The following is a 22,226-nucleotide window of genomic DNA, read 5'->3' on the forward strand; positions in this document are numbered from 1 at the left end:
CCGTTCTATAACCGCAGGCGTCTGCATTCCACGCTTGGCTACACCTCGCCAAGCATCTTCCTTGCAGACTGGATCAGTGCTCAACATGTGCAAGAACTGGCGGCATAATGCCGATGGGTTGGAAGACTAAAAACCGAGGGAAGCTCAGCATGAGACTCAAGGATAAGGTGGCCCTCATCACCGGTGCCGCTCACGGCATGGGCGAGTGCATCGCAGGGCTGTTTTGCCGAGAGGGGGCAAAAGTGGTGATCGCCGATGTGCTCGAGGCGGAAGGCAAGAAGGTGGCGGCGGATATCGTGGCGGGAGGCGGGGATTGTGCCTTCAGGCGATTGGATATTTCCGACGAGCAGCAATGGCAGGAGGTCATGCGCGCTGTTGTCGCGCGCCATGGCCGCCTCAACATTCTCGTGAACAACGCGGGGATCAGCGGGGCGCTACCGGACCGCTTGAGTACCGAGCATTTCGACCGGCTGATGACGGTGAATGCGCGCGGCACGTTTCTCGGAGTGAAGACGGCCATTCCCGAACTGAAGAAGGCGGGCGGGGGTTCCATCGTCAACGTTTCCTCAATCTCCGGGCTAATCGGCCAGCCATTCGTACATATGGGGTACAACGCGGCGAAAGCGGCCATTCACATCCTCACCAAATCCACCGCCGTTCAGTTTGGCCCTGACGGGATTCGTTGTAATTCCGTGCACCCTGGCATCATGCCGCCCATGAAGACGTCGGTGACTTCCGCGGATCCTGCTCTGCGGGAGAAACTGATCGAGAGTATTCCCCTGAGACGGGCTGGACGCTCGGACGAAATTGCACCGGCTGTGCTGTTTCTCGCCTCCGATGAGTCGTCTTACATCACGGGGACGGAAATCGTGGTGGATGGCGGGTTCCTGGCGATGTAGCCATAGGCAACTTCGATATGGCGTCTCGTATCATCGCATCGACGGCCTCTGGCGCTAAATTCTCGTCCTGCCGCCGGTGGCGCTATCTGCTCTGGCGGCGCTGGGACGAAGCGAAGCCCGCGGCTAATTTCTTGATGTTGAATCCCAGCACGGCGGATGAGTTCAAGCTCGACCCGACCTGCGCGCGGGCCAGGGATTACGCCGAGCGCTGGGGCTTCGGAGCCTTGATCGTGACCAACGTGTTTGCTTGGAGAGCCACGGACCCAAAGGCTTTGCGCGAGGTAAGCGATCCCGTGGGCCGGGGAAATGACCGCGCCATCGTGCGTGCGGCCAAGGAGGCTGCTTTGGTGGTGGCAGCATGGGGCAATCATGGTGCCTTGCTGAATCGCTCTGTTCACGTGATGAGCCTTTTGGGGAAGAACGACATAGCGCCCAAGGCGCTGCGCATCAACGGTAGCGGAGAACCGGCTCATCCGCTTTATCTATCGAGCCGGCTGGCGCCGGTGGCGTTTCTAGCGGCGTAGTAGGCGCGGTACCGATCCGCATGAAATCAAGCTTACCCACTGTATGCGTCATCGGAGCCGGGTCGAGCGGGCTGCCGGTGGTGAAGGCGCTCCAGCAGCTTCGCAAGCGCGGACGCAAGCTTGCAAGCCAGTCCATTTCCGCGCGCAGCCATGCCTAAGTTCGCCGCCAACCTGCACTACCTCTTCACGGAGGTTCCCTTTCTGGATCGTTTCGAAGCGGCCGCGAAAGCCGGGTTCAAGGCCGTGGAATTCCAGGTGCCATACGATTTCGCCGCCGGGGATTTGGCGGCGAGACTCAAGAGCCATGACTTGAAGATGGTGTTGTTCGACACACCCATGGGCGATTGGAACAAGGGCGATCGCGGGCTTGCCGCCGTGCCGGGGCGCGAGCAGGAGTTCCGTGAAGGCCTACCGCGCGCCGCGGAATACGCGGCCGCGCTCGAATGCGACTTGGTGCACGTGATGGCGGGCGTGGCTGGGCCAGGCGCGGATCTCGCCGCCGCGGAGCGTACCTACGTTGACAACCTGCGCCATGCCGCCGCTTTCTTTCGCCTCCATGGGGTGCGCTGCGTGATCGAACCCATCAACCGGCAGATGGGCATCGTGCAAGGCGGCCCGTCCTACACGACGCAGGGCATGCACGGCTATTTTCTCAACCATAGCCATCAAGCCCGGCGCATCATCGAGGAGGTAGGTAGCGACAATTTATTTCTGCACTTGGACATCTATCACATGCAAATGACAGAGGGTCATTTGGCGGAGACTTTGCGCGCCCACTTCGATCTGATCAGGCACGTTCAAATCGCCGGTGTTCCTGGGCGCCATGAGCCCAACATAGGAGAGATCAACTACCCCTATTTGTTCGATTTGCTGGACTCCCTGGGTTATGACGGCTGGGTAGGTTGCGAGTACCGTCCTTCGCAAGGCACGCTACCAGGTCTTGGCTGGGCGTCGCGCTATGGCGTCGGGGATGCTTGATTCGTTTATCATCTGCCCGCGCATCGTTGCGCGCAAGGACGGTTCAAGTCAACGTTTCGGAGGAAGGTAATGAGAGTTTTTTGGACGCTCGCTTTAGTCGTGGGCGCCACCGGCGCCGCTTATGCCGATGTACAAAAGGGCATCGAAGCGTGGAAGACAGAGGACTATCGCACGGCGCTGGAACATTTCCGGCCCGATGCCGAAGGCGGCGACGTGCTGGCGCAGTACTACCTGGGAGAAGCCTATAACCGCGGGCGCGGGGTCGTGCAGGATTTCACCGAGGCCTTGAAGTGGTACCGAAGGGCCGCCGCCCAGAATAATGTGGAGGCGCAAGATACCCTGTGCAACATGCTCTTCTTCGGCCAGAACACACAGCAGGATTACCTCGAGGCCGCCAAGCATTGCGGCAACGCCGGCAACAACGGCAGGGTCTACGCCGCCTTCCTTGCGGGATATATGTACGAGTTGGGCAAGGGGCCAACCGCGGATGCGCCCAAGGCGGCGGAGTTCTACAAACGCGCCGCCGAAGGCGGTAACGCCGACGCGCAGGAAAGCTTGGGCCGCATGTTGTTCTTCTCCCAGGGCGTGCCGCAAGATTACGCGGGCGCCGCCAAGTGGCTGAAGGCCCCGGCGGAGCAAGGACGCGCCTTTCCGCAATACCTCATGGGATACCTCTACGACTACGGCCACGGCGTGCCGCAGGATTACGCCGAGGCCGCCAAGTGGTACCAGAAGGCGGCGGAACAAGGCGATGCGCGGGCCATGAGCGGCCTTGGGTATCTGTATTCGCAAGGCCGTGGCGTTACCAAGGACGATGCGGCGGCGCTGAAGTGGTATCTCAAGGCGGCGGAGAAGGAAGAGGCCTCCGTCAATTCCTTGCTTGGCTGGGCCTACTACCAAGGTGCCGGCACCGAGGCGAATCCCGGCGAGGCGGCGAAGTGGTTCAAGAAATCCGCCGAACAAGGCGACCCCAACAGCCAATACATGCTGGGTTTTCTATTGGAGGATGGCAAGGGCCTCACGCAAGATCTCGCCGAGGCCGCCAAGTGGTACCAGAAGGCGGCCGAGCACGGCATCGTGGGCGCGCAAGAAAGTCTCGCGCGCTTGTACTTCTCAGGCCAGGGCGTGGCGCAAGATTACGCACAAGCCGCGAAGTGGTACCAGAAACCGGCTGAAGGCGGAAGCATGGGCGCGCAGTATCTGCTGGGATGGATGTACGACAATGGCAAGGGCGTGACCGCCAACGGGGCGGAAGCGCAAAAGTGGTACATGCTGGCGGCTGAGCGCGGCGACCAGCGTTCGCAATATCACCTGGGCTGGTTGTTGTTCGAGGGCAAGGGCGTGCCACAAGATCTCATCAAGGCCCATATGTGGTCCAACATCGCCACCGCGCAATTGAATGGCGAGGAGCGTGGCAACGTGGAAAAACAGCGCGACTACATAGCCAGCAAGATGAAACCCGACGAAGTGATCAAAGCCCAGGAACTCGCGCGTAACTGGAAGCCGAAGAACTGACGAAGACACTGCCCCACCACGAGCGAATGCCCGCGTTCCTTCCCCCGCCAGCCGGGGAAGGCTAGGACAAGGGCAAGGCGATGGCTATCGTACTAGGCTTCATCGCGGGTGCTATATTCGGCGCAATCCTTGGCCAAGAATTTGGGATTCTTGCCGGAGGAATTGGCGGCGCGATTCTAGGTTTCTTGTGGACTCGGCGTGGGGGCGTCTCCCCAGAGCGCATCGAGCAACTCTAACGCAGAACGCAGCATCTGAACGAACTGCTCCAGCGAAGCCTGGAACGCATAGCACGGCTGGAAGCCGCGGCGCGATTCGCGCCAATGCCTGAATCCACTCCTCCCGAATCCGGCCCCGAACCCGAACTCGCGGCTGATCCGCCGCCGTCTCCAGAAGTGCGGGCGGAAGCCCAACCCACCGGCATGCCGCGGCCGGTGGACCAGAGGCCTGTCGCCCATGGGTCTGTCGCATCCCCCCCGTCGCGTCCCCTCACGCCTCCCGCGCCTACCACGGCCTTCGACAACCTTCTTACCGCCACCAAGAATTGGTTTATGGGCGGGAACACCGTCGTGCGCGCCGGTATTGTCGTTTTGTTCTTTGGCCTCGCGTTTCTGCTCAAGTACGCTTACGAGCACGCGCATGTGCCGCCTGAGTTGCGCATCACGGGCGTGGCATTGGGCGGTGTTGCGTTGTTGGTGCTCGGCTGGCGGTTGCGGCTGCGGCGGGAAGGCTACGCTTGGGCATTGCAGGGCGGCGGCGTGGGTGTGCTCTACCTCACCATCTTCGCGGCGTTGCGGCTCTACCAATTGCTGCCGCCCAAGTTCGCGTTCGGATTATTGCTGTGTATCGCGATACTGTCAGCGGTATTGGCGGTGTTGCAAAACGCGCAGGCCCTGGCGATTCTCTGGGCAAGCGGCGGCTTTCTCGCGCCCGTTCTCGCTTCCACGGGAGAAGGCAGCCACGTCATGTTGTTCGGCTATTACGCTCTCCTCAATGCGGGCATTCTGGGCGTTGCGTGGTTCAAGGCGTGGCGGCCGCTCAATTTGACGGGCTTCTTGTTCACCTTCGGCATTGGTCTCGCGTGGGGCGCGAAGTATTACCGCCCGGAATTCTTCGCCACGACCCAGCCCTTCCTCATCATTTTCTTTTCGATGTACTTGGGCGTGTCCGTATTGTTCGCCCTGAGGCAAGCGCCCCGGCTCAAGCATTATCTGGACAGCACGCTGGTCTTCGGGCTTCCCATCGTGGCCTTCGGGATGCAGACAAGGCTTGTCACGGCGTACGAATACGGCGCGGCCATCAGTGCCCTGTGCGTGGGTTTTGCCTACCTCATACTCGCTCGCGGGCTGCACGCAAAACGCGGAGACATTTTGCGTGCCTTGGTGGAATCTTTTCTCGCGTTGGGAAGCGTCTTCGCCACCATCGCCATTCCGATGGCGTTGGACGGACGCTGGACTTCCGCGGCGTGGGCCTTGGAAGGCGCGGCGTTGCTATGGTGGGCATCCGCCAGGAAAGATTGCTGGCGAGGGCCTTTGGCCTGTTTCTGCAATTGGCCGCGGCTGGTGCGTTCATCTCACGCTTCGATCTCGCGCCCCTAGCCACGCCAGCCGTAAACAGTTTCTTCCTAGGGGCCTTGTTCTTGAGCATGGCGGGGTTGTTCAGCAACTGGATCATGGACAAGCATCGCGATGCGCTACGCGGCGGGGAGCATGCCATCATGGTGGGCGCATTCTGGTGGGGCGTGTTGTGGTGGGGAGTGGCCGGAATCAGCGAGATTGACCGGCATGTGGTGGCGGAGCTGCGTTCGCACGCCATGCTCGTCTTTATCATGGGCTCTTGCATTGCCTTCAGCATCGCGCACCGCCGTTGGGGCTGGCAGCTTGCCAAGTTTCCCATGCTGGGATTGATTCCAGCCGCCTGCGTGGTTCTGCTAATGAATGCGCCTTCCCATGGTCACCATCCGTCCGCGAATTTGGGTTGGTTCGCTTGGCCGGCATGGTTCGCCAGTCACTTCTGGATGCTCAGGCAGCACGAGACGCAATTCATTCGGCTCATCCCGTGGCTGCACGCCGCGGGGTTGTGGCTCCTGGCCATCGTGGGGGCATGGGAACTGGGATTCTGGTTCGATTACTGGGTGGCATCCACCACGGTTTGGGGATTGATTGCATGGATGCTCGTCCCTACTGCCTTGGTCGTCATGCTTACCGCGAAGGGCCTGCGATTGGCATGGCCGGTAGAGGCCCACCGCAAGGCCTATCTTCTCCATGGTGCCGTGCCGTTGATCGTATTCCTAGGTCTGTGGCTCATCTACTCGTCGGCTTCCAACGATGGGAACCCGGCGCCCTTGCCCTATGTGCCGGTGCTGAGCCCCTTGGATTTGGCGCAGTTGGGGGCGCTTTCCGTCGCGCTGTCGTGGTTCAGGGATTGTGTGCGCAAGGATTTGATCCTTCAACCTGGTTCGCACCGCCTGTTCCATGTGTTGCTCGGCAGCGCATCCTTCCTCTGCGCCAACGGCATTTTGTTGCGAACCCTGCATCATCATGCGGGCGTGCCTTTCGATGCCTGGCAGATGCTGTCTTCGATGCTGGTCCAGGCATCGTTCTCGATTTTCTGGACGGTGCTGGCGCTTTGCACCATGGTCTGCGCCACACGGCTGCACCGCCGCGCTCTTTGGATCACGGGCGCGGGCCTCATGGGCGTGGTGGTCGTGAAACTGTTTCTCGTGGATCTATCCAACATCGGCGGCGTGGAGCGCATCGTATCTTTCACCGGCGTGGGTCTGCTAATGCTGGTGGTGGGTTATTTCTCGCCCGTTCCGCCGAAGAAGGCTGCCGCACCCGCGTGAAACTCCTGCGCCACTTATGGGTGCTGTGGCCTGCCGCCATGGCTCATGCCGCGGAGGTGCCGGAGGATTTTGCGTACTTCATGCCCATTGAGATGGCGCAAGGCAGCGGTCTCGCGCGCATCACGCTTCCCGCCGCCGTCTACGAAGGGTCCGTGGGCGCGGCGCTAGCCGATGTGCGCGTCTTCGATAGCAAAGGGCGAAGCGCGCCTCACGCGCGGGAGCCGCAACGCGAAGGGAGCTCCCAAGGCGCGCTCGCCAACCTTCCGTTTTTTTCGATGTACTCCCAGGGACAGGTGCCGATGGAGGGCGCGAAGGTCAGCGTCATGGCGCAAGGCAAGGACGTCACCGTTCAATTGCACGACGGTACCGCGAAGACCAAGGAGCAAAAACGAATTCTGCGCGGACATCTGGCCGATTTGAAAGGACTGGAATCGCCCTTGGCGGCGCTGGAATTCGATTGGGATGCGAGCGGCGAGAACACCGTTGTGGCGGTGCGAGTCGAGGGCAGCGACGACCTCGATCACTGGAACGTGTTGGGCGATAAAGCAGCGCTGGCGAAGCTGGAGACCGGAGGGCACAGTCTGTTGCGCAATACGGTGAGCCTGCGCGCTACGAAACCGAAATACTTGCGCATCACCTTTCCTGGCGCGGAGTTGGTTCCGCGGGTGTATACCCTGCGCGGAAGGCTCGGCGATACCACGGTGCCGCTCGAAAGAAGCTGGAAAGAAATCCGTGGCGTGCCATCTGGCAAGGGCGAAGCGGATTTCGACCTAGGCGGGCAGATGCCCGTGGACCGCCTACAGATTTCCATCGAGAGTGCCAATGCAGTGCTACCCGCGGAAGTGTTGTCGAGAAAGAAACCCTCGGACCCAGGGACGGCGGTGGCACGCCACGTCTTCTACCGAATCCAGCAAGGCGCGCTCACGGTCACCAGCCCCTAACTCGCCATTCCGGTATCGAGGCACCGGTACTGGAAAATTCGCCTGAACCAATCCAGCGCCATCCCGGAACCTCTGGTGTTGCGTGCCGGATGGGTGGCCGAGACCGTGGTGTTCGTTGCCCAGGGCGAGGCGCCCTTCCGGCTCGTGTACGGCAGCGCAACGGCGCAAGACTCGGCCCTCCAAATCCGGAGCGTCGTTCCAGGTTTCGGCACCGGTAGCGCGCCGCGCATTGCCAGCGCTTTGTTACAGGGGCAGCAAGCGATCGCGGGGCCCTCTGCTCAACGGGCACCGGTGAACTTCAAGAAAGCGTCCATGTGGGCCGCGCTCATTGCCGGTGCCGGGTTGCTGGCGTGGATGGCGTGGTCATTGACGAAGGACATGAAGCGCTAACTTCCTGCCCGAGAATCTCCCCGCCCCGGTGGGGAGCACGACGCTCCCTTCTCCCTATGGGAGAAGGGATGGGGATGAGGGAAAAGGATCAGGAAAATACGCCATGGCAAGTTCGGCACTGCAAGCCGCGGCGCGTGCCCATGGCGTCTCTCCGGGTTTGGCGCCGTACAATAAGAAACAAGAGGAGGACCTATGTTCAACTTAGAGGGAAAGGTGGCATTGGTCACGGGCGCATCCCGTGGTTTGGGATGGGCCATGGCGCAAGCTCTCGCCAAGGCGGGCGCCCATGTGATGATCAACGCGCGCGACGCCAAGGCAGTGGAAGAACGGGTGGCGCAACTCAAGGCGCAAGGGCAGAAGGCCGAAGCGGCTGCCTTCGACGTGACCGATCATGCCGCCGGTGCGCGCTGTATTCAGGCGGCCACGGCTAAGCACGGCCGGTTCGACATCCTGGTGGCGAACGCCGGCATTCAGCACCGCAAGCCCATTGCCGAGTTCGAATCCGAGGATTTCGAGCGCGTGATGAACACTAACATCACCGCCGTATGGGCGCTTTGCAAGGAAGCGGCGAAGGTCATGCTCCCGCGCAAGTGCGGGCGCATCATCATGACAGGGTCCGCGAGTGCAATCGTTGCGCGGCCGACCATTTCCGCCTACATCGCTAGCAAAGGGGCCGTGCATGCGCTCACCCGGCAGCTGGCCGTGGAATTGGCGCCGCACCACATCACCGTTAACGCCATCGCACCTGGCTACTTCGCGACCGAACTCAACACCGCCCTCATCGAGAACAAGGAGTTCAACGACTGGGTCTGCAAACGCACCCCCGCCGGGCGGTGGGGCACGCTGGACGAGATCGGCCCCCCGGCCGTCTTCCTCGCCTCCGACGAGGCGTCCTACGTGAATGGGCACGTGCTCGTGGTGGATGGGGCGATTAGTGTTTCTATGTGAGGGAGGGGGGAGGGAGGTGTAGAACCGTTGGAGTACCTAAGGCAGCAGATAGACCGGCAGCCGGTGGATTACCAAAGTAACTCCCTCTCCCGTGTGCGGGAGAGGGTTGGGGTGAGCGGACTCCTCCCTCCTCCCGCTCATTCAAGGAGTCAATCATGGCATCAGAAAAATTCCGCGTCGGTATCACCCGTGACGCTTTGAGCCCTAGCGGCGAGCCGGTGTACGGGCGCGATGCGTTGAAGGTGTTGGACGATCCGCGCATCGAATGGGAGTATTTGCCGGAGAACATTTCGGAGTTCACGGCCGAGCACGCGGCGCGCTACGACGCGCTGTGTGTCATGGCGCCGCGTGTGACGAAGGCAACGCTCAGCGGCGCTAACCGCCGCTTGAAGCTGGTGGCGCGCTTTGGCGTGGGTTACGACAACATCGATGTGCCAGCTTGCTCCGAGAACGGCGTGTTGCTCATCATTACGCCAGATGGTGTGCGGCGGCCCGTGGCCAGCAGCGTGATGGCTTTCATGCTGTATATGGCCCACCGCTTGGAGGTCAAGGACCAGTTGGTGCGCGAGGGACGTTGGAAGGAAAAAGGCGATTTCCTGGGCTACGGATTGAGCGGCAAGACCTTGGGCGTTATCGGCGTAGGCAACATCGGCAAGGAAGTGTTTCGCATGGCCAAGCCTTGGGACATGAAATTCCTAGGTTGCGATCCGAACGTGCCACAGTCAGCGGTCAACGATCTGGGCGTGAAGATGGTGGATCTGGAAACGCTGCTGCGCGAATCCGACGTGGTGTCGGTGAACTGCTGGCTGAGCAAGGAGACCCATCATCTCATCGGCGCGCGCCAGTTCAACATGATGAAGCCCACGGCCTTCTTCATCAACACGGCGCGCGGCCCGGTAGTGGATGAGGCGGCGCTGGTGCAAGCAGTGAAGGACAAGCGTTTTCGCGCGGCGGCCATCGACGTCTTCGAGCAAGAGCCCACCCCCGTGGATAATCCGCTGCTCAAGCTGGACAATGTCATAGTGGCGCCCCATGCGGTGTGCCACACTGACGAGTGCATGCGTTTGCTGGGCGAGTACGCCTTCAAGGCCGTGGTGGAACTCGCCAACGGCCGGCGGCCCAATCACATCGTCAACATGGAATCCCTCAAGCACCCGAGCTGGGGTACCCAGTGGCATGCGTGAGTGATACGTGAGACGTGAAGCGTGAGAAAGGAGGAGGGATGATGGGAATGCGATCGAATCCGGTTAAGACGAAGGCGTTGGCGGGCAAGCCCGTGTTCGGTACCTTCGGGTGGGAGTTCATGGTGAGTGGTTTGCCGATGATGGTAAAGGCCACGGGCGCGGAATTCTTGTTGCTCGACATGGAGCATAGCGGCGCGGACTTCGGCATGATCAAGACGCAGTGCGCGTTGTGCCAAGGGCTGGATCTCGTGCCCATGGCGCGCGTGCCGGCCATCGAGTACACCTACATCGCGCGTGCCATGGATGCCGGCGTGATGGGTGTCATGGCGCCCATGGTTGGCACCGCGGAACAAGCGGAGTTTCTCGTGTCGTGCACGCGCTATCCGCCCACGGGCCGGCGCGGTGCGGCGTTTGGGTTCGCCCACGACGGTTACGAAAGCAATAGCGTTGCCGAGAAAATTAGAATCGCCAACGAGCGCACACTGGTCATCTGCCTCATCGAAACGCCGGCGGGAATCGAGAACATCGACAAGATTGCCGCCGTGCCGGGCGTGGACATATTGTGGTTGGGCCACTTCGACCTCACCAATTTCATGGGAATTCCCGCACAGTTCGATCATCCTCGGTACTTGAAGGCCATAGATAAAATGGTGGCGGCCGCGAAGAAGCACAACAAGGTACTCGCCTCCATGACCGCCGGGGACGAATGGAGCCGGGAGTATTGGGCCAAGGGGTTCCGCATGTTCGCCGCCGGCGTCGACGTACACCTTTTGCAGAGTGCGCTGCGGTCTAGTTTCAAGACGCTGAATGACCTGGCAAAAGCGTAAGAGAATTTCCGGAGCGTTAGGCTCCTTGCATTAACGATGTCATTTCTGGAACCATGAAACCCAACCCCATTAAACAGCGCGTGCTTCGCGGAGGCCATGCCTTCGGCTCCTTCGCCATCGAGTTCTTCTCGCCGGGTTATCCGCAGATCTGCAAGAACGCGGGATGCGAGTTCATCTTGTTCGACATGGAGCATTCGGGCGTGAGCATCGAGACCATGAAGACGCAACTCGCTCTATGCCGCGGGTTGGACATCGTGCCATTCGTGCGAGTGCCCACAACGGGTTACCAGTACATCGCGCGCCTGCTCGACCTGGGGGCCATGGGCCTGATGGTGCCCATGGTGGAAACTCCCGAGCAGGCGCAATACATCGTGGACTGCTGCCGCTATCCTCCCGCGGGCCGGCGCGGTGCGGTCTTCGGCGGCGCGCACGACGATTACCAAGGCGGAGACGTGGCGCAAAAAATAAAGGAGGTGCACGAACGCACTCTCATCATCTGCCAGATCGAAACGGATCTCGGCGCGCAAAACGCGCAGAAGATCGCCGCCGTCGATGGTGTGGATTGCCTGTGGGTGGGACAATTCGATCTCACCAACTTCCTTGGCATCCCCGCGCAGTTCGATCATCCGTTGTACCGGCAAGCTATCCGCGGCGTCGTGGCCGCGTGTAAGAAACACAAGAAGATTCCAGGCTTCATGGCCTTGGATGAGAAATGGGCAAAGCAGTACGTGCAAATGGGATTTCGCCTGCTTGCCTATGGCATCGACGCCGCGATCATGCAAAACGGATTGTCAGCGGGGATCGTGGCCCTGAAGTCCGCCGCCGCGAAGAAGCGTGCGAGCACGCATTTGTCCGGAAAGCGCAAGAACTGATGCGAGCATGCAAGTTTTTCTTATTGTGGGCGGCCCTGTGCGCTGGGCAGCAGGCGCTGGCGCAAGAAGTACCGCTTGACTGTGCCCGGCCCGAAAGCTGGGCGGAGCAGACGATATGCGCGGACAATGAACTCGCCGAAATTCGCGTGCGGGTACAGCGCGCCTATGAGGAAAGAAGAAGCCGGCTCGGCGAAGGCGCCCAAGCGGAGCTGGTGAGCTACCAGCGCGGATGGCTGCGCGGCCGCGAGGAATGCCGCACGGCGGGGGATGCGGCAGCTGCCGTGCGCTGTTTGAAGGACTTGTACGGGGCGCGATTGAGCCAGTTGGCGAGCGCCGAGCCGCGTGTGAGCGCCGCTGTGCCAGCCCCCGATCCGGCGCTCATTGCGTGCCGGGGAGACGGGGCTTCCTGGGCCATGGAGATGGGCGCCAGTTCGGCGCGGTTGCATACGGATGGTCCTGGTACCGCGCAAATGTTGTCCGGCAAGCTCAGCGTCGTGCCGGAGCAAAAAACCTACACTTGGCGCGGCTCCGTGACGCCGGACGGCGCGGAGGTTGTTGCCCTCGTGTTGGAAAGCGCCTGTGCCCTGGATGGAAGTCGTGCCCGTTTTCCCTTGGTCGCCCGCGTGTCCCTGCCCGGCGGAAATCTGCTGGCCGGTTGTTGCCAGCGCACGCCGGTGGCGGCGCTGCGTGAAGCGCCGCCTGCCAAGAGCCCGCTTGGCCATACGTTGGGCCCGCTCCTACCCGCGGGCACGCAGATTCGGTTGCGCAACGTGGACGGCGCGACGGTACCCTTGCGAAAAAGCGCGCGTATCAGTTCGGGAAATATCCTGACCAAGGTGAAAGCAGGGATCACCGCCACCGTCGAACAAGGGATCGTGCAAGAAGGGATGAATTGGTATTTCATTTCCTTTCCGCACGGCGATCTGAAAGGCTGGGTGATGGGAGAGTTGGTGGAGGGCGTGCAGCCCGGCGTGGAACCGCCCGCGCAATCCGCCGGGCAGCCGCCTGCCGCGGTGGGGCCTCAGGCTCCAGTTACGGCGGAGCCCGTTGCGCCCAGAGTGGCGGTACGCGAAAAATGGATACCGGTACGTGGCAATTGGTGGCGTGGCGTAGTGAGCTATCTGCCGTTCATCGACGCTTGCATTCGCAAGGCGCAAGCCCGCACGGCGAGGATCGTGAATGTGGAGGCAACGAAAGATAGCCTGGATGTCTATTTAAGAGATCAGCTGCATCAACGCATCGCTTGCACGGTGCAAACAGACGGGACAGTGCAGGCGCGGGCAGTGAACATGGATGAACATTTTCCCGCATCCGGTCCTATTTTTACCCGCGCGCCGGGTGCTCCGCCCAACCCAACCTGCTACAGCAGCAAACGCGTGATGGATCCCAATACGCGATCCTCCGCGGGGTGGTTGTCCACATTGAAGCCCGGTAAGCGTTGCCGGTGACATGAACGATTCCATAGGGCAAGCAGCGCAATTCATCGCCAGCCATCGGTTGGCGCGCCTGCCTTTGCCTGCGCTAGACCCGTCCATACGTCCGCTAAGCGAGGCGGCGGCCTACGACGTGCAAGAACAATTACATGATGCCCTGGCCGCTCGCGGACAAGGCGCGATTGCCGGGCACAAGATCGGGTGCACCACGGCGGTGATGCAGGCTTTCTTGCGCATTCCCAATCCCTGCGCGGGTGGGGTGTTTTCTTCAACCGTGCGTCATCGCAGGGCGGTGTTCGCGCACGGCGATTTTCTGCACGTGGGCGTGGAGTGCGAGATCGTCGTGTGGATGGACGCCGACTTACCTCCGGCCTCGGCACCCTACGACAGGCAGAGCGTGGCGGAGGCCGTGGGCGCCTGCTCAGCGGGCATGGAATTGGTGGATGACCGCTACGTGGACTATAAAAGCCTCGATACCCCAACGCTCATCGCGGATGATTTTTTCGATGCGGCGGTGGTGATCGGCGAGCCCTACCGCGATTGGCGAAGCCTCGATCTAAGTGCGCTTGGCGGCACAACGCGAATCAACGACCGCGAAGTGGGTAAGGGCCGTGGCTCCGATGTCATGGGCCATCCCCTGGAAGCCCTCGCATGGCTTGCCAAATCCCTGGCGCGGCGCGGGCAGTTTCTGCGCAAGGGCCAGTTCGTGTTCACCGGTAGCCTGGTCGAAACGAAATGGGTAAATCGTGGAGATCATGTGGTGATGGAGGTGGACGGCTTGGGATCCGTGGAGGCGGAGTTTGGGTGAGGCGCTGGGAGGGAGGTGGGAGGGGGAAAACTCCTTCCCCCGCTTGCGGGGGAAGGTTGGGATGGGGGCAACGCCTCACGCCTCACAAAGAAAAAGGGGCGGCGGAGAAATCCGCCGCCCCTTTTTTAAGAGCTACTAACTAGTACAGAACTACCGGGTTGCCGGGCGAGCCCGTGGCACCGATGATTCTCAAGGGCGCCCAGATGAACGCGCCTTCCTTGATGCCGGCCTTCAGCAGGGACTCGGTGTCCACGTTTTCCAGGTTCCAGATACCGCGGCGGGTTTGCATCTGGGTGTGGCAGGGCACGGCATAGCCGTCTTCCTCGCCGCCCGGCTGCGCGTCGTTGGCGGAAGTGTCGCCCATGGTCAGCGCGATGTTCTTCGACGCCATCCATTGGCAGGCACTGATGCCGAAGCCCGGCTCGCCTTGCGCGAATATCGCGCGTGCGGCGGCGCGTTGCTCGGAGGTCAGCGACTTGTAACGGCCATTGCCCCAAGTGTTGCCTTGGCCGGTATGCAGCGCGACGCAATCGCCCGCGCCGATTTCGCCCAAGCCTTGCGCCTTTACCATGCCTTCCATGTCGGCGGCGGTGACGATGCCAGGATCGCCGGCCTTCTTCGGAATGGGGAGCATTTCCGCGCTGGAAGAGATGGCGCCGGTGGACTTCTTATAGGCCACGGCATCTAGCACGACGAGCCGGCATACGAAACCGAGTTCGCCGACGTGCTCGACGCCCAAGGGGCCCATTCCCACCACGCGGCCACCCGCGCCACGCTCGTAGGAATCCCACGAGATGCGTCCGTTGTAGAAGACCGGGCCCTTGGAGGTGTTGACACCGATGTGGCCTGGACCGTCGAACTGGGTCTGGATCTGGCCGATTTCGGTGGTGACCAACTCGTCATGATAGGTCAGAGCGTTCTTGCCGAACGGTCCCCCGGTGGGGGTACCAGGGATGGTCATCTGCCAGCCGCGCGCCCCAAAGGCGGGGGCCTCGCGGTGGTAATACTTGCCGATGGTGATGGCCTTGTACTGCTTGATGGTGCCCAACGCGCGTTTGATGTTGGCCGAGTTCTTGGTGTGGTTCGCGCTGCCTGCCTTGTCGTCCGCGCCCCACTGGGAGGGTGCCCAGGAAAGAGCAGCATCGTCAACCGCGCCTGAAAGGGATTGCGCGCCAACTCCCGCGCTCATTGCCACCAGAGCACCTGCGACGGCGCCTGTGATTACCGATAACTTCATAGCGATCTCCATATACTGTTATTGATTCACGTGAATGGTTGTTTACCCCATGGGTCTCCTCCCCAGCGGTAAACTGGCGAACATTGGCATACTCCACGTGCATGTGCAAGTTCTCTCTGGCGCCGCCGGGGCGGGCCACCGCTGGGGTACGAAAACCAGACGGCTGTGGGCCGCTTCGAGGTGAAGGCCGCTTAAGAGATGGGGCCTTACCTGGGGGCCGCGTTTGGCTCCGGCGCCGGGGTAGCAGGAGGCACGACGACTGGTGCAACCTCAGGTGCCGCGGCCGGAGCACTGGCGGGCGCCACTCCCAGCCAATCCGGCAATGTCCGTCTGAGCTTGCCGGGGTCGTCCAGTTTCCAGTTTCCTTCCTGAGCCAACTGCTGAAGATTGCCGCCGCCGCGTTCAATGCCGGGGTGAGTGGATATCATGGCTGGAGGGGCACTTGGCGAGGCGGCGGCCAAGCGTTGCAGCGTCGCGGTCAAATCGGCCATCCCGCCCAGATGCCCGTACATCGCCCCCAACGTGCTGCTCACGGTAATGAGCGCGGCCTGCTCGTGATCCTGGGTGTAACGCGGCGCGGTCATGAGCCCGTCTCCAAAGGAGGGCCGCGCTATTCCCTCGGCCAGATCTTGCGAGATCATCGTAAGCAGCAGGGCAAGATTGACCCGCCGGCCCAGCGCCTCCGTGGGGTGCCGGTGTTTGAGGTGCGCAACTTCATGGGCGAGTACCGCCGCTAATTCTTCCTCGCTTTTTATTTCCTTCAGCAGGCCCTCGTAGACGATGACATGGCCGCCCAGGGGGCAAAAGCCTGAATGCCCTTCTGGTTGATAAGGCGGACTTGCACGGGAATTTCGTGAGGGAGGCATTGTTCGATCGCGATTTTCTCGGCGAGGGCGTTCAGGGACTCGGATACCTTGCCGGGTTTGGGTAATTCCACCGCGTAGGGCAATGCCATGCGCCGTTCCAGGCCAAAGGGCACCAAGGAGCCCAAGTAGCGCACACCATCGGCCAGCAGCAAGGCGAGCAACGCGAGGATCACTAGAAACGTAAGAACTTTTCCGCCAATGTCGCGAAGGGAGCGGCGCCGCGGCGCTCTCAAGGTTTGTGACGTGGACGGCATTTTGTTTTACCTCGGATAATGAAAGCGTGCGCCTCGGGGCGCTCATCATACCCAATTGGGCCGCCGTGGCAATTGACGCCCCCGGAGAGGGAAGACTACTATCGCCTTGCGTACCGGTTGTAGGGGTCGGGCTTTCATTTGGGCGCACAGCGCCACGCTTGGGTACGCCCGTGGTCGATACAAAGCTGTAATAAGCAGTTATCCGAACCATCCATTGGAGGAAACCATGGTATCCGCATCTCGTTTGAGCAAATTCGCCATCGCACTTGTTCTAGCCCATGGCACCTACGCTCTGGCCCAATCCGATTTCCCCGCGCCCACGGGCGATCCGGGCATCATTCCCGCCGGTGCCAAGCTGGAGAAATTGTTCGACGGCGATTGCTTCGCCGAAGGCCCCGCGGTGGGGCCGGACAACATGGTGTACTGGAGCGACATCACCTTCACCAAGTTCTGCAAGGATCCCAGCGGCAAGTCGCCGATGGCCGGCCACATCTGGCGTTACGATCCCAATTCGGGCAAGGAGATGCCGACGAACGTGGCCTTCGGACGGGGTGCGCTCGCCAATGTGCTCTACGTCACCTCGGGCAAGAGTCTGTACCGCATCAAGGTGGGAAAGAAGGGTTACCAGTTGCCATAGCACTCATCCGGGGGCGGCCAAGCGCCCCCGGATAATTTTGGGAAGAAAGGAATCACCATGAAAGTAGCCTCGGCACAGCGAGCATACAAAGTCCTCTCGCAGTCCCAAGCGGACGCCTATCACCGCAACGGCTATCACTTTCCCCTGCGGGTCTTGGGCACCGCGGAAGCGCGGGAGACTCTAGGCAAGTTGGAGGCCTTCGAGCGCTCGCAAGGCAAACCCTTGGGCGGCAGCATGCGCACCAAACCGCATCTGCTATTCACCTGGGCCGATGCTCTGGTGCATCACCCGAAAATTCTCGACGCGGTGGAAGATATTCTCGGACCTAACTTGCTGGCGTGGAGCAGCAACTTCTTCAACAAGGAAGCGCATGATCCCGGGTTCGTATCCTGGCACCAGGATTCCACCTACTGGGGCTTGAGCCATCCTGACATCGTCACGGCATGGGTGGCGTTCACGCCGAGCAATGTGGCCAATGGATGCATGCGCGCCATTCCCGGATCGCACCTGAAGGACCAGCTCCCGCATAAAGATACCTTCACCCAAAACAATTTGCTCACGCGCGGGCAGGAAATCCAGGTCGAAGTCAATGAACGCGAGGCGGTGGATTTCATTCTCGAACATGGCGAATTTTCCCTGCATCACGTGCGCATCGTGCACGGCTCGGAACCCAATAATTCCGACGGGCGGCGTATCGGCTTGGCCATCCGCTATGTACCCACCTACGTCAAGCAGACTGCGGGGCCTCGCGATACCGCCATTCTGGTGCGTGGTGTGGATACGTACCACCACTTCGAATACGAACAGCGGCCCAAGGCGGATATGGATCCGGACGCCGTGGCCTATCACCGGCGCGTGGTGGAAGAGACCAACCAGATTTTGTATCGCGGCACCGGTAAGGCGCCCAAGCTCAGTTAGCCAGGAAGAACAACATGAGAGGAGAACGCGGAACCACGGGTGCCCTGGCCATCGCGTTGTGCATGAGTCTGGCCTCGGCTTGCGCCTTGGCGCAGCAGCCCATCAAATGGAAAATGATGACGCTGTGGCCTGCGGGGTCGCTGCCGCAGAAGATCAACGAGGAGTTCGCCGAGAAGGTCAAGCAAAAGAGCGGCGGGCGGTTGGTGATCGAGGTGCACTCCGGCGGGGCCATCGTGCAACCGCAAGAGAGCCTGGATGCGTTGAGCGCAGGCGTACTCGACATCCAGAACGCCAGCCCTGGCTATGCTACCGGCAAGGACGCCGCCTTCGCCTTGCTGGGAGATTTGCAAGGCGGATGGGAGACACCGCAACAATCCATGGATTGGTTGCACAAGGGCGGCGGCCTGGAGTTGGTGCGCGCGCTCTACAAGAAGTACAACGCGCACTTTGTCGGCGGGGCATGGTACGGCATGGAATCTCTGGTTTCCAAGAAGCCACTACGCACCCTGGCGGACTTCAAGGGATTGAAACTGCGCGCCCCCACGGGGATGGGCCAGGACATCTGGCGCATTCTGGGTGCCGCCCCTGTGAACCTGCCGGGCAGCGAGGTCTATACGGCGCTCGAACGCGGCGTGGTGGACGCCAGCGATTGGGGCACGCTCTCCATGAACCAGGATCTGGGTTATCACAAGCTCGCAAAATATCCGAGTTATCCAGGATTTCATTCCATGCCCATGAGCGACGTGGCGGTGAACATGAAACGCTGGAACGCCTTGCCGGACGACCTCAAGAGAATCGTCGAAACCGCCACCGAGGAATTCAATCAAGACATGATTCGCCGCAACGCCGAAGCCGATGGCAAGGTGGCGAAAGAGGCCACGCAACTCGGCGTGGAAACGGTCAGTCTTCTCCCCGCCGACCGGTTCAAATTTCGCGAGATCGCCATGGGCGTATGGGCACAATTCGCGGGGCGCAGCGAAATGGCCAAGAAGATTTACGACTCGCAGTTGGCCTATCTGCGCAAGCTGGGGCTGGTGCGCTAGCACTTCGCCGCGTCCCGCGCATTAATGTTCCCTCCCCCGTTCACGGGAGGGGCTAGGGTGGGGGGAGGGTGGGGGCACTGGGAAACCGGCCGCAGTTCTCGGGAAAGAAAATGAACAACCAATCCATACTAAGCCGCGCCACTAGCAAGCTGGGAGATGCCACCAGCCTGGTGTTCGTGGTCATCGTTTTGATCTCCGCCTACGAAGTGGTGATGCGTTACGCCTTCGGGGCGCCCACCATCTGGGTACACGAGATCAGCATCGCGCTGGCGGGTGCTGCCTTCGCCATCGGAGGGCCCCACGTTCACGACACACGCCAGCACATTTCCATCACGTTTTTTCTGGAGCGCATGAGCGTGCGAGCGCAACGATGGATGCGCGTGATGCACTCAGTACTGAGCATTTTGTTTCTGGTGTTCTTGGCCCACGCGGCGGGCAATCAGGCGGTGAGCTCCGTGAGCGAGGGAGAGACCTCGGGCACCGCGCTCAATTTACCCATCCCCGCGGTCATCAAATCCGTATTCGCGTTGTGCTGCGCACTCTTGCTCCTTCAGACTCTCATTCACCTCATCAAGGACGTGCGCTCCGCCCGGAGCCGGTCATGAGCATCGAGTGGATCACCATTTTCATGTTCGGCGGCTTGGTCTTGCTGCTGGCGCTGGGCGTGCCGCTGGCGTTTTCCACGGGATTGATCGCGGTGGTGGCGGCCCTCTCCCTCTTCGGCGTGGACAGCCTGCAACTCATCGCCAGCCGAATATTTTCCTTCATGGGAGAGTATGTACTGGTGTCCGTGCCCATGTTCATCATGATGGCCTCGCTCATGGAACGTTCCGGTGTCGCGAAGGAATTGTTCAACGCCATGCGCGTGTGGGCGGGAGGGCTACCTGGCGGATTGGCCATTCAAACCATGGTCGCGGCCACCTTGATGGGTGCCATGACCGGCATCATCGGCGGCGAGATCGTGTTGCTGGGGCTCATCGCATTGCCGCAGATGCTGCGCTTGGGCTACGACCGCAAGCTCGCCATCGGCACCATCTGCGCCGGGGGATCCCTGGGTACCATGATTCCACCGTCGATCGTTCTGGTGATCTATGGGCTCACGGTGAACGTGCCCATCGGGGATCTCTTCACCGCCAACCTCGTGCCGGGACTCATTCTCTCCGGCACCTACATGCTCTACATTTTTATCCGCTGCCAGATCGATCCCAAACTGGGCCCGCCCGCGCCATTAGACGAGCGCGACATGAGTTTCGCGCGCAAACTCAAATTGATGAGCGGATTGGCTTTACCCATCCTGGTGATTCTTTCAGTATTGGGCACGATTTACCTGGGCATCGCCTCGGTGACCGAGGCGGCCGCCATGGGCGTGGTGGGAACCGCCGTGGCTGCCGCGTTGCGCCGTGAATTCACATGGAAGATGGTGAGCGAATCCGCCAAGCAGACCATGGCGACTTGCGGCATGTTGCTATGGCTCTCCTTCGGCGCCACGGCCATGATCGGCGTCTACAACTTGGCTGGCGGCCCGGCATTCATCCATGGCCTGATTACCGGCCTGGATGTGGCGCCGGTGGTTATCGTCCTCATCATGATGGGCATATTGTTGTTTCTGGGTTGCATCATGGATTGGGTGGGAATATGTTTGCTGACCATGCCCATCTTCGTGCCCATCATCAAATCGCTGGGCTATGATCCCATTTGGTTCGGCGTGCTCTTCTGCCTCAACATGCAAATCTCCTACCTCTCGCCACCCTTCGGCCCCGCCGCTTTTTACTTGAAAGGCGTGGCGCCCAAGGACATGACCCTGGACGAGATCTTCAGCGCGCTATGGCCCTTCATGCTATTGCAGATCGTGATACTCACGCTCGTGGTGTTCGTGCCGCAGACGGCGTTGTGGTTGCCGTCGCGCAATGACTAGACTCATGAAAAAAGCGATTTCACCACAGAGGCACGGAGCCACAGGGAAAACCTGTTCCGTGATGGGATTCACCCTAGAAAAAGCTTGCCACCACGACACGACGGTACACGAAGAAAACGCAGTTTCAGTGGAAGCTAATGTGCATGGCACGTTATGCTGAAACCAAAATCAAATGCATCGAAGTGGCATCCCTCTCACCAAACCGATTAGATTTCCGAATACGCCTCCTTCAATCCAAGGTGCGCTGCGAAGGGGTGAAAGTCGCGGTCGGCATGAAGCAGCGTCAGACCGTCGTCGATGCAGCGCGTGGCGATGATCGTGTCATCTGTGCTACTTGAGTGCTTTCGACATATGCACCTCTGCACCTCCGAGCAGGTTCGCTAGCTAAAGGGAAGCGTCCCCTTTTCCGGCTGTACATCGTCGTGTTGCATGGATTCGAGGCCGGGGACAGCCTAGTCAGCGTTCCGTGAAGCATCGGAGGCCGGTCCCTTGGAATCAGCCACGTATCCATCGCTGCTCGTAAATATTCGGTTCTCGTCATTTCGTTTCTGTCCGTGTCATCGGTGCTACTCGATTGTGATCGACATCTGCAGTTATGCACCCCTGCATCCTTGATGCGGGTTCGCTAGCTAAAGGGAAGCGTCCCCTTTTCCTCCCTCCCTTTTCCTCCCTTACCTACTTAGATCGCCTCCAAAGTCCAACCCCAATCATCAAAACGAAGGCTGCCGCTGCAATCCAGGTTACCGCCAATGCTAGCTTGCCTATTCGCTCACCGAATAAAGCAAATAACAAGGAATTAAACCAACAATGTCTTTGGCACAAAGACATCAGCGAGCGATCTGATAAAGCCACAGTAGTTGCCATTAAGACGCCTATTGCAGAGTAGATAACTAGCAGAATTCGGAATCGGGAAGAAGTCATTCACGAAACAAGATTTTCGAACCCTTTTTTCCACCAAGGTCGAGAAGGAAATCGACCGGATCCTTAACACTCGGCCTCATCTGAAGACGGTACGCTGGAATATCGCAAGTGCACCCACGTGGCGCATTATTTGGATCTGTAGCTGCAGGTGCCCAGTCATCGGCGCGACGGAAATTCGCGCTCGGATTCCAACTGGATGTACACGCATAAGGAATAGGATCGGGTTTAGGGCAATACCACCTTAAACACAAAAATTTCCCTTCGTCGTCAAAAT

General features: G+C 60.5%; 21 protein-coding genes. 19 read left to right on the top strand and 2 right to left on the bottom strand.

All coding sequences use genetic code 11. The features are described 5' to 3' along the window. The first annotated feature begins 149 nt into the window (after positions 1–149). The 14 genes from EXR36_09980 to EXR36_10045 all read left to right on the top strand — a co-directional run bounded on the left by EXR36_09980 (position 150) and on the right by EXR36_10045 (position 14,161). On the top strand, positions 150–899 hold the full coding sequence (locus tag EXR36_09980) for a glucose 1-dehydrogenase (GenBank protein ID MSQ59946.1): 750 nt from the start codon (positions 150–152) through the stop codon (positions 897–899). A 17-nt stretch (positions 900–916) separates the two neighbouring features. Continuing rightward, positions 917–1,423 (top strand): DUF1643 domain-containing protein, encoded by a 507-nt coding sequence (locus tag EXR36_09985; protein ID MSQ59947.1) that lies wholly within the window; start codon positions 917–919, stop codon positions 1,421–1,423. Positions 1,424–1,573: 150 nt separating this feature from the next. Then, positions 1,574–2,401, top strand: a complete 828-nt coding sequence (locus EXR36_09990; GenBank protein ID MSQ59948.1) for a hydroxypyruvate isomerase family protein — start codon at positions 1,574–1,576, stop codon at positions 2,399–2,401. A 69-nt stretch (positions 2,402–2,470) separates the two neighbouring features. Further along, entirely contained in the window at positions 2,471–3,916 is a 1,446-nt protein-coding gene (locus tag EXR36_09995) for a sel1 repeat family protein (protein ID MSQ59949.1), read from the top strand. A 320-nt stretch (positions 3,917–4,236) separates the two neighbouring features. Beyond that, on the top strand, positions 4,237–5,511 hold the full coding sequence (locus EXR36_10000) for a DUF2339 domain-containing protein (protein ID MSQ59950.1): 1,275 nt from the start codon (positions 4,237–4,239) through the stop codon (positions 5,509–5,511). After that, positions 5,406–6,758, top strand: coding sequence for a DUF2339 domain-containing protein (locus tag EXR36_10005; GenBank protein MSQ59951.1), 1,353 nt, complete (start codon positions 5,406–5,408; stop codon positions 6,756–6,758). The genes EXR36_10000 and EXR36_10005 overlap by 106 nt, the downstream gene beginning before the upstream one ends. After that, positions 6,755–7,699, top strand: a complete 945-nt coding sequence (locus tag EXR36_10010) for a DUF3999 family protein (protein ID MSQ59952.1) — start codon at positions 6,755–6,757, stop codon at positions 7,697–7,699. The genes EXR36_10005 and EXR36_10010 overlap by 4 nt, the downstream gene beginning before the upstream one ends. A 6-nt stretch (positions 7,700–7,705) precedes the next feature. Next, on the top strand, positions 7,706–8,089 hold the full coding sequence (locus EXR36_10015) for a DUF3999 family protein (GenBank protein MSQ59953.1): 384 nt from the start codon (positions 7,706–7,708) through the stop codon (positions 8,087–8,089). Positions 8,090–8,281: 192 nt separating this feature from the next. Beyond that, the gene (locus EXR36_10020) at positions 8,282–9,037 is read left to right on the top strand and encodes an SDR family oxidoreductase (GenBank protein MSQ59954.1); all 756 of its coding nucleotides are present in this window, start codon (positions 8,282–8,284) and stop codon (positions 9,035–9,037) included. 155 nt (positions 9,038–9,192) lie between these two features. Then, positions 9,193–10,221: a hydroxyacid dehydrogenase gene (locus EXR36_10025; protein MSQ59955.1), complete on the top strand. Its 1,029-nt coding sequence runs from the start codon at positions 9,193–9,195 to the stop codon at positions 10,219–10,221. 38 nt (positions 10,222–10,259) lie between these two features. Then, entirely contained in the window at positions 10,260–11,048 is a 789-nt protein-coding gene (locus EXR36_10030) for a hypothetical protein (protein MSQ59956.1), read from the top strand. 53 nt (positions 11,049–11,101) lie between these two features. Further along, entirely contained in the window at positions 11,102–11,920 is an 819-nt protein-coding gene (locus EXR36_10035) for a hypothetical protein (GenBank protein MSQ59957.1), read from the top strand. After that, complete coding sequence (locus EXR36_10040; GenBank protein MSQ59958.1) at positions 11,920–13,368, top strand: hypothetical protein; 1,449 nt, start codon at positions 11,920–11,922, stop codon at positions 13,366–13,368. Before EXR36_10035 ends, EXR36_10040 begins: the two co-directional genes overlap by 1 nt. Before the next feature lies 1 nt (position 13,369). Beyond that, complete coding sequence (locus EXR36_10045) at positions 13,370–14,161, top strand: hydratase (GenBank protein MSQ59959.1); 792 nt, start codon at positions 13,370–13,372, stop codon at positions 14,159–14,161. 139 nt (positions 14,162–14,300) lie between these two features. Here EXR36_10045 and EXR36_10050 read toward each other — a convergent pair whose 3' ends face one another. Both EXR36_10050 and EXR36_10055 read right to left on the bottom strand, forming a co-directional pair. Beyond that, positions 14,301–15,350, bottom strand: a complete 1,050-nt coding sequence (locus EXR36_10050; GenBank protein ID MSQ59960.1) for a cyclase family protein — start codon at positions 15,348–15,350, stop codon at positions 14,301–14,303. Between the two features lie 254 nt (positions 15,351–15,604). Continuing rightward, on the bottom strand, positions 15,605–16,264 hold the full coding sequence (locus tag EXR36_10055) for a hypothetical protein (protein ID MSQ59961.1): 660 nt from the start codon (positions 16,262–16,264) through the stop codon (positions 15,605–15,607). Positions 16,265–16,744: 480 nt separating this feature from the next. Here EXR36_10055 and EXR36_10060 point away from each other — a divergent pair, with 480 nt between their 5' ends. The 5 genes from EXR36_10060 to EXR36_10080 all read left to right on the top strand — a co-directional run bounded on the left by EXR36_10060 (position 16,745) and on the right by EXR36_10080 (position 21,031). Beyond that, positions 16,745–17,155, top strand: a complete 411-nt coding sequence (locus EXR36_10060; GenBank protein ID MSQ59962.1) for a hypothetical protein — start codon at positions 16,745–16,747, stop codon at positions 17,153–17,155. A gap of 57 nt (positions 17,156–17,212) precedes the next feature. Next, on the top strand, positions 17,213–18,073 hold the full coding sequence (locus tag EXR36_10065) for a phytanoyl-CoA dioxygenase (GenBank protein ID MSQ59963.1): 861 nt from the start codon (positions 17,213–17,215) through the stop codon (positions 18,071–18,073). Between the two features lie 14 nt (positions 18,074–18,087). Next, positions 18,088–19,116, top strand: coding sequence for a TRAP transporter substrate-binding protein (locus tag EXR36_10070; protein ID MSQ59964.1), 1,029 nt, complete (start codon positions 18,088–18,090; stop codon positions 19,114–19,116). Positions 19,117–19,226: 110 nt separating this feature from the next. Continuing rightward, positions 19,227–19,721 carry a TRAP transporter small permease gene (locus EXR36_10075; protein ID MSQ59965.1) on the top strand — a complete coding sequence of 165 codons (495 nt, stop codon included), beginning with the start codon at positions 19,227–19,229 and terminating at the stop codon, positions 19,719–19,721. Continuing rightward, a complete protein-coding gene (locus EXR36_10080; protein ID MSQ59966.1) occupies positions 19,718–21,031 on the top strand; it encodes a TRAP transporter large permease subunit in 1,314 nt (437 codons plus the stop codon). The genes EXR36_10075 and EXR36_10080 overlap by 4 nt, the downstream gene beginning before the upstream one ends. Positions 21,032–22,226 lie beyond the last annotated feature (1,195 nt).

Source organism: Betaproteobacteria bacterium (assembly GCA_009693245.1).
Taxonomy (GTDB): domain Bacteria; phylum Pseudomonadota; class Gammaproteobacteria; order Burkholderiales; family SHXO01; genus SHXO01.

Bases quoted from the DNA above. Each gene is read 5' to 3' on its own strand.
- EXR36_09980 (MSQ59946.1), top strand. From the start codon at position 150: ATGAGACTCAAGGATAAGGTGGCCCTCATCACCGGTGCCGCTCACGGC.
- EXR36_09985 (MSQ59947.1), top strand. From the start codon at position 917: ATGGCGTCTCGTATCATCGCATCGACGGCCTCTGGCGCTAAATTCTCG.
- EXR36_09990 (MSQ59948.1), top strand. From the start codon at position 1,574: ATGCCTAAGTTCGCCGCCAACCTGCACTACCTCTTCACGGAGGTTCCC.
- EXR36_09995 (MSQ59949.1), top strand. From the start codon at position 2,471: ATGAGAGTTTTTTGGACGCTCGCTTTAGTCGTGGGCGCCACCGGCGCC.
- EXR36_10000 (MSQ59950.1), top strand. From the start codon at position 4,237: ATGCCTGAATCCACTCCTCCCGAATCCGGCCCCGAACCCGAACTCGCG.
- EXR36_10005 (MSQ59951.1), top strand. From the start codon at position 5,406: ATGGTGGGCATCCGCCAGGAAAGATTGCTGGCGAGGGCCTTTGGCCTG.
- EXR36_10020 (MSQ59954.1), top strand. From the start codon at position 8,282: ATGTTCAACTTAGAGGGAAAGGTGGCATTGGTCACGGGCGCATCCCGT.
- EXR36_10025 (MSQ59955.1), top strand. From the start codon at position 9,193: ATGGCATCAGAAAAATTCCGCGTCGGTATCACCCGTGACGCTTTGAGC.
- EXR36_10030 (MSQ59956.1), top strand. From the start codon at position 10,260: ATGATGGGAATGCGATCGAATCCGGTTAAGACGAAGGCGTTGGCGGGC.
- EXR36_10035 (MSQ59957.1), top strand. From the start codon at position 11,102: ATGAAACCCAACCCCATTAAACAGCGCGTGCTTCGCGGAGGCCATGCC.
- EXR36_10040 (MSQ59958.1), top strand. From the start codon at position 11,920: ATGCGAGCATGCAAGTTTTTCTTATTGTGGGCGGCCCTGTGCGCTGGG.
- EXR36_10045 (MSQ59959.1), top strand. From the start codon at position 13,370: ATGAACGATTCCATAGGGCAAGCAGCGCAATTCATCGCCAGCCATCGG.
- EXR36_10050 (MSQ59960.1), bottom strand. From the start codon at position 15,350: ATGAGCGCGGGAGTTGGCGCGCAATCCCTTTCAGGCGCGGTTGACGAT.
- EXR36_10055 (MSQ59961.1), bottom strand. From the start codon at position 16,264: ATGCCTCCCTCACGAAATTCCCGTGCAAGTCCGCCTTATCAACCAGAA.
- EXR36_10060 (MSQ59962.1), top strand. From the start codon at position 16,745: ATGGTATCCGCATCTCGTTTGAGCAAATTCGCCATCGCACTTGTTCTA.
- EXR36_10065 (MSQ59963.1), top strand. From the start codon at position 17,213: ATGAAAGTAGCCTCGGCACAGCGAGCATACAAAGTCCTCTCGCAGTCC.
- EXR36_10070 (MSQ59964.1), top strand. From the start codon at position 18,088: ATGAGAGGAGAACGCGGAACCACGGGTGCCCTGGCCATCGCGTTGTGC.
- EXR36_10075 (MSQ59965.1), top strand. From the start codon at position 19,227: ATGAACAACCAATCCATACTAAGCCGCGCCACTAGCAAGCTGGGAGAT.
- EXR36_10080 (MSQ59966.1), top strand. From the start codon at position 19,718: ATGAGCATCGAGTGGATCACCATTTTCATGTTCGGCGGCTTGGTCTTG.